General features: G+C 41.3%; 12 protein-coding genes. 7 read left to right on the forward strand and 5 right to left on the reverse strand.

The window, feature by feature from the left end:
• Window positions 1-7: 7 nt before the first annotated feature.
• From IQ276_RS16480 to IQ276_RS16490, 3 genes are all read left to right on the forward strand, one after another.
• Window positions 8-1,126 carry an eCIS core domain-containing protein gene (locus IQ276_RS16480; protein ID WP_228043239.1) on the forward strand — a complete coding sequence of 373 codons (1,119 nt, stop codon included), beginning with the start codon at window positions 8-10 and terminating at the stop codon, window positions 1,124-1,126.
• Window positions 1,127-1,359: 233 nt separating this feature from the next.
• Window positions 1,360-4,092 (forward strand): eCIS core domain-containing protein, encoded by a 2,733-nt coding sequence (locus tag IQ276_RS16485; protein ID WP_193919514.1) that lies wholly within the window; start codon window positions 1,360-1,362, stop codon window positions 4,090-4,092.
• Window positions 4,079-4,798 (forward strand): hypothetical protein, encoded by a 720-nt coding sequence (locus IQ276_RS16490; protein ID WP_193919516.1) that lies wholly within the window; start codon window positions 4,079-4,081, stop codon window positions 4,796-4,798. Before IQ276_RS16485 ends, IQ276_RS16490 begins: the two co-directional genes overlap by 14 nt.
• An 82-nt stretch (window positions 4,799-4,880) precedes the next feature.
• Here the strand turns inward: IQ276_RS16490 and IQ276_RS16495 are convergent, their stop codons facing one another.
• Entirely contained in the window at window positions 4,881-6,542 is a 1,662-nt protein-coding gene (locus IQ276_RS16495) for a tetratricopeptide repeat protein (protein ID WP_235116325.1), read from the reverse strand.
• 1,057 nt (window positions 6,543-7,599) lie between these two features.
• Between IQ276_RS16495 and IQ276_RS16500 the strand changes: the two genes are divergently transcribed.
• The 4 genes from IQ276_RS16500 to IQ276_RS16515 all read left to right on the forward strand — a co-directional run bounded on the left by IQ276_RS16500 (window position 7,600) and on the right by IQ276_RS16515 (window position 14,434).
• Window positions 7,600-8,982, forward strand: a complete 1,383-nt coding sequence (locus IQ276_RS16500) for an AAA-like domain-containing protein (protein WP_193919157.1) — start codon at window positions 7,600-7,602, stop codon at window positions 8,980-8,982.
• 704 nt (window positions 8,983-9,686) lie between these two features.
• On the forward strand, window positions 9,687-12,014 hold the full coding sequence (locus IQ276_RS16505) for a TOMM precursor leader peptide-binding protein (RefSeq protein WP_193919155.1): 2,328 nt from the start codon (window positions 9,687-9,689) through the stop codon (window positions 12,012-12,014).
• A gap of 243 nt (window positions 12,015-12,257) precedes the next feature.
• The gene (locus IQ276_RS16510) at window positions 12,258-13,343 is read left to right on the forward strand and encodes an amidohydrolase family protein (protein ID WP_193919152.1); all 1,086 of its coding nucleotides are present in this window, start codon (window positions 12,258-12,260) and stop codon (window positions 13,341-13,343) included.
• A 44-nt stretch (window positions 13,344-13,387) separates the two neighbouring features.
• Complete coding sequence (locus IQ276_RS16515) at window positions 13,388-14,434, forward strand: hypothetical protein (RefSeq protein ID WP_193919150.1); 1,047 nt, start codon at window positions 13,388-13,390, stop codon at window positions 14,432-14,434.
• A 195-nt stretch (window positions 14,435-14,629) separates the two neighbouring features.
• Here the strand turns inward: IQ276_RS16515 and IQ276_RS16520 are convergent, their stop codons facing one another.
• The 4 genes from IQ276_RS16520 to IQ276_RS16535 all read right to left on the reverse strand — a co-directional run bounded on the left by IQ276_RS16520 (window position 14,630) and on the right by IQ276_RS16535 (window position 17,160).
• Window positions 14,630-15,532: an MBL fold metallo-hydrolase gene (locus IQ276_RS16520; RefSeq protein ID WP_193919148.1), complete on the reverse strand. Its 903-nt coding sequence runs from the start codon at window positions 15,530-15,532 to the stop codon at window positions 14,630-14,632.
• A gap of 11 nt (window positions 15,533-15,543) precedes the next feature.
• Complete coding sequence (gene panD / locus IQ276_RS16525; protein WP_190880522.1) at window positions 15,544-15,927, reverse strand: aspartate 1-decarboxylase; 384 nt, start codon at window positions 15,925-15,927, stop codon at window positions 15,544-15,546.
• Window positions 15,928-16,076: 149 nt separating this feature from the next.
• The gene (locus tag IQ276_RS16530; protein ID WP_190880520.1) at window positions 16,077-16,589 is read right to left on the reverse strand and encodes an inorganic diphosphatase; all 513 of its coding nucleotides are present in this window, start codon (window positions 16,587-16,589) and stop codon (window positions 16,077-16,079) included.
• A gap of 382 nt (window positions 16,590-16,971) precedes the next feature.
• Window positions 16,972-17,160: a TLTLP motif-containing protein gene (locus IQ276_RS16535; RefSeq protein WP_190880518.1), complete on the reverse strand. Its 189-nt coding sequence runs from the start codon at window positions 17,158-17,160 to the stop codon at window positions 16,972-16,974.
• Window positions 17,161-17,250 lie beyond the last annotated feature (90 nt).

The following is a 17,250-nucleotide window of genomic DNA, read 5'->3' on the forward strand; positions in this document are numbered from 1 at the left end:
GGGAGAGATGAGCGATCGCACGTTTGGACGCAAGAAAACAGCAGCATCAAATTTTTCCAATCGGTCGCTTGTCTCACCCACAACTCCCACTCTGGCAAATCCAGTGCGGGGCTTCGGTTTAGCAACAAATAATCTAATTCAAACACAAACTGAGCTATCAACTGACCAGCAAGAGGCAGAATCTGCTAATGAGCAATTATTAGAACAACAAGCTTTAAGAGAAAAGCCCATTACTCACGACATGAGTCGCATATCCTTGCGTCGTCCCCAGGCAAGCGCACAGGCGTTTACTCATGGTAGTGATGTTTACTTTGGGGAAGGGAAAGCACCGGAAAATAATGAGTTGACCCATGTAGTGCAGCAGACGGGAAATCAAAACTCCATTCAACGTAACCTTCTTGGTGATATCAGTCCTAGTGGAACAGCTTCTTCAGATGGTGAAGATTCTTCAAGACTAGCTAGTCTCAGTAGACCAGAATATATTATTGCTCAATCAGGCAGTCGCTATACTTTGCTTCCTCTCCAACCCAATGGACAGACATTATATTTCTTCTATGGATATGAAGCAGGCAACTCCTCTGACCAAGCAGCAAGAGATTCAGAAGCTCCTTTTATTGAAGATGATGTTATATATGCTGCAAGGAGCGGCTTTACCGTAGTCTATGACTTAGAAGGAACTGCTGGCAATTTTGCTGAGGCAATCTTTAACCCATCGACCTATGGAATATATTGGAGTGGTCATGGCGATATGCAGGGGAATATTTGGACATCCGACAATATTTTGATTAGACCAGAAATGATCAGTAGAGACCGACACGGTGGGCAGGTTAGTCCTAATCTGAGGTATTTCATATTAGCAGCATGTGGCTCTGCTCAGGCGCAACAGGCTTGGCAACTTGCTTTACCTCAAGGCTGTCAATTTGAAGGTTGGCTTAACTTAACCAGTAATAGGGAAGGAGTAGACTTCACTGATTCTGCTTGGTCTGAGGATCTAGATCAATTATTTCCTCATGGTGGACTTCACCCTGACAGAGAACTCAGAGACTATATTGAAGATGTCAGGAGAGAGGGTGCAGGGCGCGAGCCAGGAGCTACAGACACCACTGTACCAACAACTGGGCGATAGCCGATATAAGGAAAAATCACCACAGTTAACAGAGCTTCAACTCTTACAAGACGAAATGGTTGGCAAGAAATTCAAGTGCGATCACCTATTTTTTGAGCGAGCATTTCTCAAAAAAGAGCGATCGCTGGCAATGCTTTTAAATTTATACTTAAGTCCATAGCGATCGCTACCCAACCAACTATAAAATTCCTATAAAAAACAATGCTCTGTCTCAGCTATTAATGGAGGGAGAGATGAGCGATCGTAAGTTCGGATCTAAGAAAACAGCCGCATCAACTTTTTCTAATTCATCGCTTGTTTCACCCACAACACCGACGTTGGCGAATCCAGTGCAGAGCTTTGGTTTACCAACAAATAATGTAGCAGCAACTGAGGTATCAACCGATCTGCAAGAGGCACAATCTGCTGATGAGCAACTATTAGAACAACAAGCCATCTCAGAAAAGCCCGTTACTCACGACATTAGTCGCATATCCTTGCGTCGTCCCCAGGCGAAGTTGACGGTGGGAGAACCAGGGGATAGGTATGAGCAGGAAGCTGACATGATAGCCAATACGGTCATGTCAATGCCAGCACTAACTGTGCAACGGGAAGAGATTTTAGAAGAAGAAGATCCAGCTAAACTTCTGAATACATCCATCCAAAGAGAGATATCACCAGAGGAAGAAGAATTACAAACCAAGTCTACATTACAAACGGCTAGCGATCGCAGTTTGGAAGGTGGGGATCGTCTTGAGAATCAGCTAAATGGTAGTAAAGGTGGGGGAAGTCCATTAGCAGATGATGTGCGAAGTTTCATGGAACCCAGATTTGGCGCTGACTTCAGTCAGGTACGGGTGCATACCAATAGCCAAGCAGTGCAGATGAACCAAGAGTTAGGCGCACAGGCTTTTACTCATGGAAATGATGTTTATTATGGGCAAGGAAAAGCACCGGGGAATAATGAGTTGACAGCCCATGAGTTAACTCATGTGGTGCAGCAGACAGGCTCAGTACAGTCTCGAATTAACCGTTATTTGGCAACACCGAATTTTACCTTAAATACATCGGAAACTCCCCAAATCCAGCGTGACGGGGAAGGTAACAATCTCGAACGCTTGAACGAAATGCTGGATAAGTTTAACGTACCAGAAGAGGATGTCATTAAGTTGTGCGGGCAATTGACCGCTCCAGAAAAAGCCACCGTCCTCGCTGGAGGGTATCGCAGTCGGATGATTGCTGCTCTGAATGTCAGTGAGATGGTGCAAGCCCTGAATAACTTGAATCCGCCTTTAAGTACCAAACTTGAATGGTTGGAAGCCACAACGACCTTCGGTAGTCGCCAACTGGATTATTCAACGATTCAACCCTGGATTACAGCAGCTCCCCAAGCTGAAAAGGATGCCCTAAAAATCAATTATTGGAAGAATTTCTTTGTCAATGTCTGTACTAATCAAACAATGGTCACAGCCCTGAATGATTTGGGCTTTGACTTAATCACCAAATTGACCTGGCTGCAAGCCGAAATGACCGTCACCAGTTTAGAACTGGATTATGCCACCATTAAACCCTGGATTACCGCAGCACCCCAGACTGAAAAGGATGCTCTGAAAACTGACACCTGGAAGAATTTCTTTGTCAATGTTTGTACCAATGAAACGATGGTCACAGCCTTGAATGATTTGGGCTTTGACTTGCAAACCAAATTGAACTGGCTGGAAGCCGAAATGACCATTACCAGTTGGGAATTGAGCTACACAACCATTCAACCCTGGATTACCGCAGCGCCCCAGGGTGAAAGGGATGCCTTGAAAACCGACGCCTGGAAGAATTTCTTTGTCAAGGTTTGTACTAATCAAACAATGATTACAGCCGTGAATGATTTGGGCTTTGACTTAATTACCAAATTGACCTGGCTGGATGCCGAAATGACTATCACGCGTTTAGAACTAGATTATGCCACCATTAAACCCTGGATTACCGCAGCACCCCAGGGTGAAAAGGATGCGCTAAAAACTGACACTTGGAAGAATTTCTTTGTTAAAGTCTGTACTAACGACACGATGGTTGATGCATTGATCGATCTGAATTTTGACCTCACCACAAAGCTGACATGGTTGTTGGCAGAAGGAGTTGGAGATGCTGCACTCGCAAATCTTATCGGCTCTGGAGATATTTTCACAGCCTTAGCTGGTTTGGATGAGGCTCAAATCACACAGCTGCGACGCAACAGTGATTTAATAGATGTGCTGCAAAAGCTTATGACCAACGCTGAATTTGCACAATTGGCTGCTAATTTAGTGTTAATTACACCCTCGACAGTTGTAGATCGAGTTAACGCCCGTAATGAAGCGCTGCGAATTCTGACCGTCCAGTTGAATAATAAAGAGATTGCCAGAAGTACCATTAATGGCAATATGCAAGTAGTGATTATCCCCAGAAATAAGTTATTGACCGATGTCGCGCAATTTGCCGATTTGGCTGGAACAAGCACGTTTGATGGCAGACGGTGGGAAACGGTTCGAGGCGTCGGCCATGGCAATTATGTGGCCGTAACGGAAGAAAATCTGCTCGGTGGAAATTGTACAGCCACCTTTGGAGGTAATCCTGTTTCTGGAACTTATGCAACAGGCTATTCTACGACTAGCCATGAATTTGCTCACGGTCTGCATGATAACTCTTTGACAGATGCCGATCGCCAAATCATTACCAATGCTTACAATGCCCGAAAAGCCCTGGCCACAGCAAGTCCCACCGATCCAAATCAATGGGTTGATGGTCGAGAAGGGTGCTATGCCTCCCAAACTGACCATGAATTCTTTGCACAACTGAGTAACGCATACTTAGGAACCAATACTGGAAACGATCCAAACACCGGAGATCCACGCCACAATGGAAAAGCTTGGGTACAAACCCATGAACCAACTGTTTTCGCTCTTTTAGACAGAATGTACGCAGGAGGCAGTATACCCAATGCTAATCCATAGCATTTGCCTCAGAAAAAGCCAAGTCATCCTGATGGCACTTTTGACAGTATTCTCCATCTTTTTCTGGGAATACAATAAACATCCACAAGGCGATCGATATAGTTATTTCAGTCAGACGAAAGGCAGCACCATGATGAATATCCAATCTGAAGCCGGAAGCATTCCCCAGCGAGAAATCCGTCACTTTGCTGTATACAAACAAACTCGATTAGCACTGTTAGTTGAAGATAAACCCGGAGTATTAATTTCCAGTGCCAGTCCGGCTCCAGGCGGGCCACTCAAACATCCTTTCGTTAATGCCCAAGCAATGGACTCCCGGTATGAAAATGAAATGGGGAGTTTATTGAGGCAATCTAACAGCTTTGATGAGTTTATTGGTTTGCTGATTAAACATGAATATGATATTCGCTCGTTTGATTATTTAGATTTGCCGAAAACGTTAACCGCAGGATATCGAATTTTTGCCAAAGAAAAATTGTTAGCAGTTATCTGGAAACACCGAGGACAATTTTCAACCCTGACTCAACAACCCGAAAAAGATGATCTGATTTTTGACCCTGCTACTTTAACTGTTTATGATGCAGCCTACACTAACTTTTTTTTAAAATATCTGGAAACAAGCTCTGATTTTGAGGAAATTTTACAGAAAATGAAATCCGATCGCTTGTCTATTTTTGAAATTGCCGCTCATCTGCAAACAAATTGACTGATGAAACTTCATTAAACCATTGTTTGGTATTAGACTGTAGTTTATCCAAGAGCGATCGCTCTCTTTTATCCTAGATGCTTCAAGCACGAAAACCGTTTCGCAGCATCCCTTGTAACCATTTCAGAGTCTCCTTCACTTCGCCATGAGCGGGGTAAAGCAACTGCTGACTCAGGGCATTTCGATAAGCCTCTATCGCACCCAAACTATCCCCCAATTCATCTAACGCTCTCCCTTGCCAGTAATAAGCAGTAGCCGGATCAAATTCCATCAATTTTTCAGCTTGCAGACAAACTTCTTGCCAATACCGCCGACTAACCGCATTATTTCCTAGCACTCGATAACTCTCCCCCAGCCAAACTAACCCAGGTACAGATTGCAGATAACCCCCTTTTTCTGGAAAGAACTGCCATCCTTGCACTAATGCCTCTACCGCTTCTCGGTGTTTTCCCGCCAATGCCAACACCCGTCCATGACAAAACCAAGCATCAGGTAACTGGGGTTGAAGTTGCGTCCCTCGAACAGAAAGACTACACCCGCGTTTGATATCTTTAAAGCTTTCTACCAGCACTCGCCCCGCCGTCACCCAAATACTCCAGCGTTCGGGAAAACGCTCAAGCATCTCCTCTATCAAGGGATGCAGTTCATCTAATCTCCCCGCAGCAGGCAAAATCTCACACAAGGCTAGATAGATTTCACAATTATGGGGATACAGATGATAAGCTTTCAAAATCGCCTCAGCTGCCCTTTGGTTTTCGCCTGTGTCAGACAAGCACCGCCCATAGTAATACCAACCATTAGGATTATTGGGGTGTTTTTCAGTAAATTGTGCTAGCACTGCTACTCCTTGCGCCCAATCTCCTCGGAAAATGTAATAGTATGCCAGGGATTTGTGGAACTGGGCCGCATTTGGAGCCTGTTGTAGAGCAGAGCCGATCATCTTTTTAGTCTGCTTGCCTTGTTCACCTGATACCAATCTCATCCGGCAACGCTCATCTAACTGTCGTTGGAGTATCTGGAAATCATCGGGTGCTAACTCTATAACTCTGCTCAATCTTTGCCCAGCTGCCTGAAAGTTCCCCATAGCCATCAGTCCGTCATAGCTAAGAATCAAGGCAACAAGATCATCTGGATTGAGTGACAAGACTGCATCAAAGGCTTGCAAAGCTGCGACAGTATTCTCTATTCCCATATGCACCTGTCCCAAAGCCAGCCAGTGAACTACTTTGTCAGGTTCTAAGAAAGCAGCAGACTCAAGAGCTTTAATTGCCTGTTGACTGTCACCTTTACAAGCTTTAATCAATCCACGTATATGCTGCCGAGTTGCTTCATTATGCGACAAAGGTAAGGCATTCTCATAAACCTCTATTGCCTCGGTTTCTTGTCCCATCAGGTGCAAGATTTTCCCCAGTTGCAACCGTGCGTCAAGGAATTGGGGTTGCCGCTCAATAATTTGACGATACTCCTCAATAGCCTGCTCCCATCGCCCCATCCCATAAAATAATTCAGCTAATTCCAGACGTTTTTTCCATCCTTGGGGATACTGCTGCATGTACTTACTTAATATTTCGAGTTTTTGGTCTTGTGTAGTTGGTTTTTCATCTGAGAGTAAGTAAGCATTCATCTCCACCGCAGAGGGTTGGGAGAACTGTACCAAGAATGTGGCAAGGTTTTTAGGCATAATAATGGTTACTTTAAAATTAATTTGCTCAGCAATTTTTGGGTTGCGATCGCCGCTTTTCACTTTCAATTTAGTTGTTTGTTTCCGAAAATAAAACCTATAAATCTCATACAGATTTCATATACTTTTGCTTAACCTTTGAAGAAACACTCTTAGTGGGGAGTGGGGAGTGGGGAGTGGGGAGTGGGGAGTAGGGAGTGGGAAACAAGGTATTTGTTTGATTCATAGCGGGTGGTGCGCCGTTAGTGCATCTGCTATGATGAAACACTCTTGGTGGAGAGTGGGGAAAGAAGGTGTTTGATTCGTGGGGGTTTGTGCGCCCACGATGGAGCCTTTACATGCAATATTGGGTTGCCTCCTGCCAATCGCCAAAATCATCTGCTCTTATTTATTCTTTGATGGACGTATAATTTTGAGCGATCGCTTTTCGTCAGCTGCTTCTAAAAATAACAAAATCGTTTCTTTAATCCCTGATGAGCGTCAACACCTAGCGGTCTATCCTGATATGAGTCAGAATGTCCCAGGGTCAGCCATAATTATAAGTCTTCAATCCAACCTGATACTACACATATGCTCTGAAGAGTTTCTATTCTCTAAATAAATAAAAATGCCCTAGAATGTTGAAAGCTTGCATATTTCAAAATTTTTAATTTTTGTTAAGAACAAAGTTTATTATCCCAGAATGATTCAAAGCTTTGTTAATTAGGACTTAGATATTTTTTGATTTTAAATAAAGTTATCAAATTAGTCTATATTTAGATTAATATATGTTAATTTAAAGTATATTAAACATAATAAGTGATAAAAAAAGGTATCATTTTAAAAATAAATAATATTCTGCAAATTTGGAGAATCTCAGCTTGGTAAAAATATCTGGGAAAAATTCAAAAGTTAACAACTTAAATTTGTAAAATTCTCTCTACTAATAAAAATGATATAGACAATAAAATTTCTATTTTTGAATTAGTATTTTTCCTGATTTACAGATAAAATTTTTAGTTTTTAATACTCATAATTACTACAAAAATAAGCATGATTAACCTTTTGTTGGGTGTCTCATTTGAGAGGATCGATTTTCCAAATTCTGCTTTTCTAGAAAGAAAGTGATGTTTGAATTTTTATGGCAATAGATTTTATCCTTGATATTCTTAATCGCAAGCTAGTGGAAATCAAAGAAGACCCTCTACATTCCACAGAAATTCTAGTTTTGCAGGGTATATGTGAGAACAAGACCTATGAGGCAATAGCTCAAGAAGAAAGATATAGCTGCGGTTATATTACCAATGTTGTTGCTCCACGATTGTACCAAAAACTTTCTTTGCTTTTTGGCAGGCGTGTTAACAAAAAAAATTGTCGGGTGGTGCTGGAATCTTACATAGCAGAACAAGCTACACCCCCAGCAAAGTCAATTAAACTAAATTCTCCAGAGTTTGATCTTGGTATACAGCAAGATGCACTTCCTTGTTATCCCAGTGGTTCAGTTCCTCTTAACTCTCCCTTTTACATTGAACATCCTAATATTCAGAAATCGGTTTATGCAGAGATTACAAAACTAGGAGCATTAGTACGGATTAAAGCTCCAAGGGAAATGGGCAAAACTTCATTAATGCTGAGGATTTTAGATTACGCAGAACGTATGGGATATCGGACAGTTAGGTTGAACCTTGAGCAAGTCGATCAGACAATTCTCAGTGATGCCAATCTATTTTTGCGGTGGCTATGTGCCAATATTACTCAACAGCTTCAAATGGAGCAAAAACTAGATGACTATTGGAATAAAGATTTTGGTAGCAAACTGAGTTGTACTTTTTATTTGCGAAACTATGTACTAAATCAAATTGATACTTCCCTGGTTTTAGCACTAGATGAAGTCAATTATACTTTTGAGCATCCAGGAGTAGCAAAAGATTTTTTTCCCCTGTTGCGTTCGTGGTTTGAAGAAGCTAAAAGATGCAAAATTTGGCAAAAGCTACGCTTGATTGTGGTGCATTCAACGGAAATTTATGTTCCTTTACAACTTCAGCAATCTCCTTTCAATATTGGGTTACCAATTCAGTTACCGGATTTTAATTTAGATCAAGTGCAGGAATTAGCTCAACGTTATAGTTTGAAGTGGTCTGATGGTGAAGAAGCAAAGCAATTAATGACAATAATTGGGGGACATCCAGCACTAATACACATTGCACTTTATTACCTCAGTTCTCAGAGAATAACTCTAGCACAACTCCTAAAAACTGCTCCTACATCCAGTGGAATTTATGCTCATCACTTGCAGCGACATTTGACAATCTTGCAAGAACAGCCGGAATTAGCGATCGCTCTTTATAATGCGATTAATGCTAGTGAACCTGTACCATTAGAACCCATTATTGCTTACAAGTTAAACAGTATGGGACTGATTAAGTTAGATAACAATAAAGCAATACCTAGCTCTCAACTATATCGGCAATACTTTCAATCGCTTTCTTCTGATGAAAAAAAACAGATAGTATTTACCAATTAGTATAAAAGTCCTAAATTAGTTGTCAGAAAACTCATCCTTCAGCTAATACCATTTCACGAAAATCTTGATAGATATAGATTTAACGTAGGGTAGCACAGCTGTGCTACCCTACCGAGGTATGTGTATCAGCTTTAAAGTGAAATGGTATAACGCCGTCCCCCCTTACTAAGCTACGGTGTACACACAAATCTTCTAGAGTTGCCCTACAGGCTTTCGATCCCCTCACTCGTCGGATAAATTGGGGGCAAAAACCTCTTCTTCGTCCTCCTTAAAAAGGAGGATTTAGGAGGATTTGCAATGGTTTCGGTTTGGTAAGCTAAACCACATCTAGTTTGCATAATTTGAAATTGTACATTTCTTGTGGGGTGGGCGTCTCGCCCGCCCAGTATATGCAAGTTAAATGCGGAACAGCTTATCACAGATGTGCATACACCGTAGCCTTACGAACTAGGGCATGTTTTCAAACTGCTGGTTTAGCCTCCTAACTTTTTAGATCCCCCTAAATCCCCCGATAAATTGGGGGGCTTTAAGAGACTCTTTGCCCCCAAATTTATCGGGGGGTTGGGGGATCTAAGACTTTGAAAACACGCCCTACAGGGAAGTAGCAACAATTTCAAATAATGAACAAATGATTTAGGACTGCTATAGTTGAGATAATTTTTGCTGTTGCAGCTTTTGTTAGTTTTTTTAGTCAACCCAAAAATATGCTGAATAAACCGATTTTTAACCATTGTTACTTTGTTGATAAAATCCAACCAGATAAAGTATTTTTACTATCTGAGAGAGATGCAATTTTGTTGAGCGATCGCATTTCTTATTTGCTAGCATCTTTAATCGATGGACATCATGATGTTGACGAAATTATCGAGAAAGTTCAATTAGAATTACTACCAGATGAAAAATCATTTCCAGACCATAATTCCTTCTTTAAAAATGTTCTTGATATTAGTATTAAAGCCCAATCTGGTTTGTTTCAAATGGAAAAACAGGGCTATATTATAGAACAAGAAGATGAAGTGGGATATCAACAATGGGCTACGCCTACGCAATTTGCTATCTTCTGCAATTATCTGAATATCAAACCTAGCGAAGCTCATCAAAGATTACGATCAACTAAAGTAGCAGTAAAAACCTTCGGTTCCCTTCACGCCGACGATTTTATTGCCATTCTCAAATCTCTGGAAATTCAAATAGCCGATGCAGGAGATTTCACAATAGTCTTAACTGACGACTATCTCCACCCAAATTTAGATGAGTTCAATCAACAGGCGTTACAGTCTCAATCTCCTTGGATGCTAGTCAATCCTTTAGGAACAATGCTTTGGATAGGACCAATATTTAACGGTAAAAAAACCGCTTGTTGGCAATGTCTAGCACATCGCTTACGAGATAATAGACCGGTTCAAGGATTTATTCAAAGACATCAAAACATTTCTACTCCCTTATCTCCTCCTTTAGGGTTTTTAGCATCTACAGTACAAACCGCTTTAGGAATAGCAGCCACAGAAGTATTCAAGTGGATTGTTCAAGGAGAAAATAAACGTTTAACAGAGACTATAGTCACCTATGATACCCTCACTTTACAAACCCAAGATCGTGTCTTCGTTAAGCGTCCTCAATGTCCTAGCTGTGGAGAAATGATTAATGGGTTGATGAACCAACCCTTACCCGTTGTTTTGGAACACTGCAAAAAAACATTCACCGCAGACGGTGGACACCGTTCTTGTTCACCCGAAGAAACACTGAAAAAATACCAACATCTGATTAGTCCAATTACGGGGGTTGTTCGAGAACTAACCAAGATACCAGGCAATAGCTTAACCCATACTTATGTCGCCAAGCACCATTTTCTCGGTATCATTGACGATTTAACTAGCCTACGCCAAAATGTTGGAGGTAGAAGTTCAGGAAAAGGTAAAACTGACCTCCAAGCTAAAGCAAGTGGTTTTTGTGAAGCCATTGAGCGATATTCTGGGGTTTTTCAGGGATACGAAAATAGAAAAAAAGCCAGTTATCACCAACTGAAAGACCAAGGGATTCATCCAAATATTTGTATGAACTTTAGTCAACAACAATACGAAAATCGAGAAGAATGGAATGCTCAATGTCATGGCTGGTTTCAAAAAGTTCCAGAACCTTTTGATGTGGAAAAAGAAATTGACTGGACACCAGTTTGGTCATTAACCCACGAAGAGTTTAAATATCTGCCAACCGCTTATTGTTATTATGGCTATCCTGCATCCTTGCAACCTGATTGTTGGGCAGACTCCAATGGATGTGCAGCAGGTAATACTCTTGAAGAAGCTATTCTTCAAGGTTTTATGGAATTAGTAGAACGCGATTGTGTGGCTTTGTGGTGGTATAATCGCCTCCAAAAACCCCAGGTAGATTTAGACAGTTTCAATGAACCCTATTTTCTAGCATTGAAACAGTATTACCAGAGCATTGATCGAGAACTCTGGGTGTTGGATCTAACTAGCGATTTTAATATTCCTACTTTTGCTGCCATTACTCGCAGAATTAATCGAGAAGTAGAAGATATTATATTAGGCTATGGAACGCATTTTGATGCTAAAGTTGCTCTGGGTAGAGCTTTGACTGAAGTTAACCAAATTCTGCCTAATCTTTTATCGGCAAAAGATGATGGTAGTACTCAATATCCTGCATCTGGCGATCGCCTAGCAATACATTGGTGGAAAACTGCAACTTTAGTTAATCAACCGTATCTTATTCCCGATGACACAATTGCGGCCAAAGTCTATGCAGATTATCCCCAAATTGACAGTCATGATTTGCTAGAAGATATCAAACTGTGTCAACAAATTGTTGAAAAAAATGGTCTTGAAATGCTCGTTTTAGATCAGACTCGTCCCGATGTAGGATTGAGAGTAGCTAAAGTGATAATTCCAGGAATGCGCCACATGTGGAAGCGTTTAGGTTCAGGAAGATTATATGACGTTCCTGTGAAAATGGGATGGGTGAAAGAGCCATTAGCAGAAAATAAACTTAATCCTTTTCCCATGTGGATGTGAGTGTTACAGTCAAACAATTTTAGATTTTGGATTTTGGATTTTGGATTGAACCCATGCCTGTTGGGGCATTGTTTGTGCTTTCTTAGACATTGGCTATGAAAAAGAGATTCTAGATTGTAACCAACATAAATTTCTATATTTGAAAATAGGGACTTTACACAATGTGAAGTTTACAGTTTTGAATTGTTTAATCCAAAATCTAAAATCTAAAATCTAAAATTTCTTCAGATAATAGGTTTTTATATGTTAAATGGATATCAAATTATTGATGCTGATTCCCATGTTATTGAGCCTCCATTTTTGTGGGCAAAGTATTTAGAACCAAAATTTAAGCACTTTGCTCCTTCCGCAGATATGAAAATTCAAGGAGAAGAAATTGTTGCGAAGATTTCACAGCAAGTCCGCCACCAAGGAAATCAGCAGATGATGCAGGCTCACCCCAATGCTTATTTCAAGGGTTACGATGCTGAATCTCACATCGAAGCAATGGTACAGATGGGAGTTGATATCGCATTCATTTATCCAACCTATGGGTTATGGCTTTGGGCAATTGATGATATGGCACCGGAAGTAGCAGGAGCTTTTACTCATGCTTACAACACTTGGTTATATGAAGAATTTTGCAGCTATGCTCCAGATAGGCTCAAAGGTGTAGGAGCTATTAATTTTCACGCATCTGAAGAGATGGTGACAGAATTACATCGCATAGGTGAGTTTGGGTGGAAGGCTGTGTTGTTACGCCCCAACCCAGTTAAAGGAAGAATATTGAGTCACCCCGCATATGAGCCATTTTGGACAGAATGCGAAGAAATGGACATAGCGGTGGGAATTCATGAAGGAACTCATAGTCGGTTAGCAACCACGGGAGCAGAGCGTTTTGATACTCGTTTTGCTCTCCACGCCTGCTCTCATCCGATGGAACAGATGATGGCACTTTTAGCCCTGATTGAAGGGGGTGTTTTAGAGCGTCATCCCCGCTTGAAAGTAGGTTTTCTAGAGTCTGGTTGTGGTTGGTTACCTCACTGGCTATGGCGACTAGATGAAGAGTACGAGAATTTATATTGGGAGGTTAAAGATAATGTCAAAATGAAGCCCTCAGAGTATTTTCGCCGTCAGTGCTTTATTGCGATCGCACCTACTGAACCTTACTTACCTGAAATTATCGACTACATTGGCGCTGATAACTTAATCTTCGGCTCTGATTACCCCCACATGGATCATCAGCCGAATATTGTGAAAACAGTTCTAGAGCTTGAGGCACAGTTATCTCAAAAAATAGTGCAAAAGATTGTTTGGGATAATCCTCACAATTTTTATAGTTTAGCGTGAAAAGTTCCAAAGTTTGTTAACACTAAATAAGAGGAAATATCATTATGGCAATAGGCTTGAAAGCTACAGATCCACTACAATCAGGGCAGTGGTATGATGATGATACATATTATCAAATTCTCTTAATTGCTCCTCGTAAAAAGAAAACTGAAGGACAATATTTAGAAACAACAATAGTAGCTCAAAAAAGAGGAAAATTTAAAGAATATCTGCTTGACGAAAAAACCCAAAAAAATCTCATAGGTTATATTTCAGATGAAGAGGATGTTAATCATAAAAATATAGCTTCCTATCTACCTTCTCCTGGAGTAGTTTTTCCCAAAGGTTTTCTGAATGCTTTATTTCCAGATGAGTCTTCAAAAAATAACTCGATAGAAACCAATAATTTTTACGATCCAATCCGAACTCTACTGCATACCCGCAAAATATCCCAACTAATTGCCAAAACGTGGCATTGCTACTTAGAAGCCAAAGCCAGTGACCTGTGGTGTGACTTCGTTAATGGTAAATGGGATGAGATTGACTCTGATATTTTAGATGGTCTCATAGCCAGAGAAATTTTCTTTTTTGATCAACAATCTTCTCCAGACAATCTTCTACCAAAGAACCTTGACATTTATTATCCACTAAATAGTCAAAAATTTAGTGCAAAAACCAGGTTTTTGATTTTGCCTAGTAGTAAAGGTTGGCAAGGAATTACTTTAAGTCTCTTGATGGCAGGCCAAGCATATTATGAGATCACCAAAGATGGACAAACGTACTACCATCAAATTTCTCAACCTATTTTGAGTACGGGTGAAATAGTTATTAAGTATGGATTAGAGGTAACTTGGGATAAGTTTAAAGGGGAGATAAAAGAGCTAAAAGTAGACCCAGGAAAGTCTTCTGTTGCTTATGAAGCTATTATTCCCTATCCTCCCATACCTTCTGAGATTAATCTCTGTCCTGAAAATATTACAAAATGGTCTCAGGCTAAAGATGAGGGTGGAGAATTTCCCTTTTATACTAAAGACAAGGATGACGAAAGCTATTTAGTCGGCGTGGAATATTTTTCGCCTCCTTATCCCTATATACCCCTAAGTTGTACTTAGAAAATAGGTAGCATATTCATACCAATTTTCTCTAAGCTTCATAGAATAAACCCCTTTATCTTGCTAGATAAAGGGGCTTTACTCTGTGCATGTTCATATATACAGCAAATTGCAACTTTGTGAGGTGCAGATAATTGTAGGAAACATGGCTGTGCCCCTGCCCCTTTTTCGGGATGCTGCACCAAAAACTCTAAATCATTTACTAATGACCAATACTAGACCTTCATGGGCTAATAAAGCTTGAGAAAAGGCAGATTTCACATCGGCTTGAACTTTGTCAAGAAAATCATCATGATCGTCTGGGTGGTGATGAGAAATGACTAACCGTCCGACGCCAGCGCTCAGAGCCACATTGACTGCTACTTGCCAAAGTAAATCAGCAGAGTCATGGTTGTGAGATGTTGGAGGAGTGTAGGTGGCATTGGCAATCAACAAGTCAACACCTTGAACGAACTTTAAAATCCGCTCTTGTTCTACTTGCTCTGCATTTTGGTGCAAATCTGTGACGTAGGCGACACTATATTCCTGCCAACTAACTCGGTAGCCAACTGACCGCTGAGTTTGATTGATTAATGCAGTTGTAATAATGACATCATCTAGCTTTACGTCACTGTCTGGAGTGAGATTGTAAAACTGTAATTCCGACTGCATTACCTGCAAAGGATAAGGAAAGTGTGGCTGGAGCATCTGATCGCACAGACATTGTTTAATTGAGGCTCCATTTGAGGCAGCTGTGCCGTAAATGTGGAAGCGATTTTCAGCAATAAATGCGGGCGCAAAAAAGGGAAACCCTTGAATACGGTTTGATTGAGAATTAGTAAAAAATAAATGGGCTTCTAGTGACTGCTGCACTTCTTGCCAAGCTTTACCCAGTATGCGTAAGCCAGTACCGCCATCAAAAATCAAGCGTTTCCCGGCTACGTGCATTTCTACACAAGCGGTGTTACCGCCATAACGGCTGGTGCTATCGCTGGGAGTGGCAATCAAACCCCTTACACCCCAGAATTGCACTAGAAACTGACCGGCTGGACTACTGAGCAGGCTAGTTGATTTTTCAGGTATATTACTCTGGGAACCCGACAACTCAAAATTTGACATTTTCTTTGAAATTAGACCTTGGTGAGCAGGTCATCGTAGCGGCGCACTTCTAAGAGGCTGTTGTTTTCGTCCACAATGACTACTGTAGGAGAGTAGCTTTTTAACTCTTCTGGAGTGAACTGCCCGTAAGTCATTATAATCAAGCGATCGCCAATAATGCCTAGACGTGCCGCAGCCCCATTTAACTCAATGACTCCCGAATGTGCTGGAGCCGGGATTGCATAAGTAATAAAGCGCTGGCCATTGGCACTATTCACTACTTGCACTTGCTCATAGGGTAAGATGCCAGCTTTTTCCAGCAGGATGCGATCGATACTGATACTACCCACATAGTTGATATTTGCCCCTGTGAGGGTGCAGTTATGAATTTTTGCCAAAAGGAGAGTACGCTGCATTTTGGTTTGGGGTTGGTGGCAGTTTTTACGATCCGTAACAAGCGAAAGTTACAAAAAGTTAGGAGTGAGGAGTGAGGAGTGAGGAATAAAAATTCATAACTCTTAACTCTTAACTCTTAACTCCTAACTCTTAACTCTTAACTCTTCTATTATCCTTTATAAGCTTTGACGGATTTTTCTACTAAAGCTGCAACCTTATCTACATCTTGCCAACCGAGAATTTCAGTCACCTTTTTTTCCAAATTTTTATAACTACGGAAAAATTCAGCAATTTCATCCAAGCGGTGTGGTGCTACGTCTTTCAGGGATTTTACTTGAGCGTACCGCGGATCTTTGTCTGGAACACAAAGAATTTTTTCATCGCGATCGCCCCCGTCAATCATCTCTAAAAAGCCGATTGGCCGTGCGGCAATAATACAGCCTGGAAAGGTTGGCTCATCAATGATCACCATCCCATCTAGGGGATCGCCATCATCAGCCAAAGTATTGGGTACAAAGCCGTAGTCATAAGGATATTTTACCGACGAATAAAGTACTCGGTCTAGAGCAAAAGCTTCTAGTTCCTTGTCATATTCGTATTTATTTTTACTCCCGCCTGTAATTTCAATCAGAACGTTGATTAGGCCTGGTTTTGGTTGGGCAGGAATACGAGATAAGTCCACAAAAAACTCCTCTGATAACAGTGAATTATGGGGGCACTCAGCTTCGCTCCCCGTGTAGAATTTTAGGGCAATATGGATCTCTTCCCAAGAGATTGGGCATTGGGCATGGAGCATTGGAAGAGGCAGAGGGGCAGAGAGGAAAGAACAAGGCACATTGAACTCTCCCCTGCTCCCCTGCCTCCCCCACTCCCCCACTCCCCATTCCCCACTCCCCACTCCCCACTCCCCACTCCCCTAAATGGAAAAAGCGTTGCGAAGTTTCCTCGCAACGCTTTTTCCAAGAGGGTATTATGGATCTGCGCTCTACAACACTCAGACAAAGCGAGCCTGGGTTAAATGGTGTTAGACATTACCCGCATTGCTTGGTGTTGCGTCCTGTTTGTCAATCTTTAGTTCCTTGTAGGTTTTGGATCGCGGGTTGCTGGTTAGTTTGAACATCATTTGAAGAATAGTGGGCGATGACAAATACGGGTAAGGTAAGAGTCAACAGAGCGATCGCAGTTCCCACAATATCTGCCAACCGATGTGAGTATGTGTCGGCAGAATTGGCAGATGGGCTATTTGAATTCATACAATATTGAAGTTATTCGGATCACTGTGTAGGTCTACTCTCTAAGAGAGTTTTGATGCTATTTTAGCTAGTTTTAAACTGTAGGATGTG

This window comes from Desmonostoc muscorum LEGE 12446, from assembly GCF_015207005.2.
Taxonomy (GTDB): domain Bacteria; phylum Cyanobacteriota; class Cyanobacteriia; order Cyanobacteriales; family Nostocaceae; genus Nostoc; species Nostoc muscorum.

Excerpts from the sequence above, each read along its gene's own strand:
- IQ276_RS16480 (WP_228043239.1), top strand. The coding sequence starts at position 8 with ATGAGCGATCGCACGTTTGGACGCAAGAAAACAGCAGCATCAAATTTT.
- IQ276_RS16485 (WP_193919514.1), top strand. The coding sequence starts at position 1,360 with ATGAGCGATCGTAAGTTCGGATCTAAGAAAACAGCCGCATCAACTTTT.
- IQ276_RS16490 (WP_193919516.1), top strand. The coding sequence starts at position 4,079 with ATGCTAATCCATAGCATTTGCCTCAGAAAAAGCCAAGTCATCCTGATG.
- IQ276_RS16500 (WP_193919157.1), top strand. The coding sequence starts at position 7,600 with ATGGCAATAGATTTTATCCTTGATATTCTTAATCGCAAGCTAGTGGAA.
- IQ276_RS16505 (WP_193919155.1), top strand. The coding sequence starts at position 9,687 with ATGCTGAATAAACCGATTTTTAACCATTGTTACTTTGTTGATAAAATC.
- IQ276_RS16510 (WP_193919152.1), top strand. The coding sequence starts at position 12,258 with ATGTTAAATGGATATCAAATTATTGATGCTGATTCCCATGTTATTGAG.
- IQ276_RS16515 (WP_193919150.1), top strand. The coding sequence starts at position 13,388 with ATGGCAATAGGCTTGAAAGCTACAGATCCACTACAATCAGGGCAGTGG.
- IQ276_RS16520 (WP_193919148.1), bottom strand. The coding sequence starts at position 15,532 with ATGTCAAATTTTGAGTTGTCGGGTTCCCAGAGTAATATACCTGAAAAA.
- panD (WP_190880522.1), bottom strand. The coding sequence starts at position 15,927 with ATGCAGCGTACTCTCCTTTTGGCAAAAATTCATAACTGCACCCTCACA.
- IQ276_RS16535 (WP_190880518.1), bottom strand. The coding sequence starts at position 17,160 with ATGAATTCAAATAGCCCATCTGCCAATTCTGCCGACACATACTCACAT.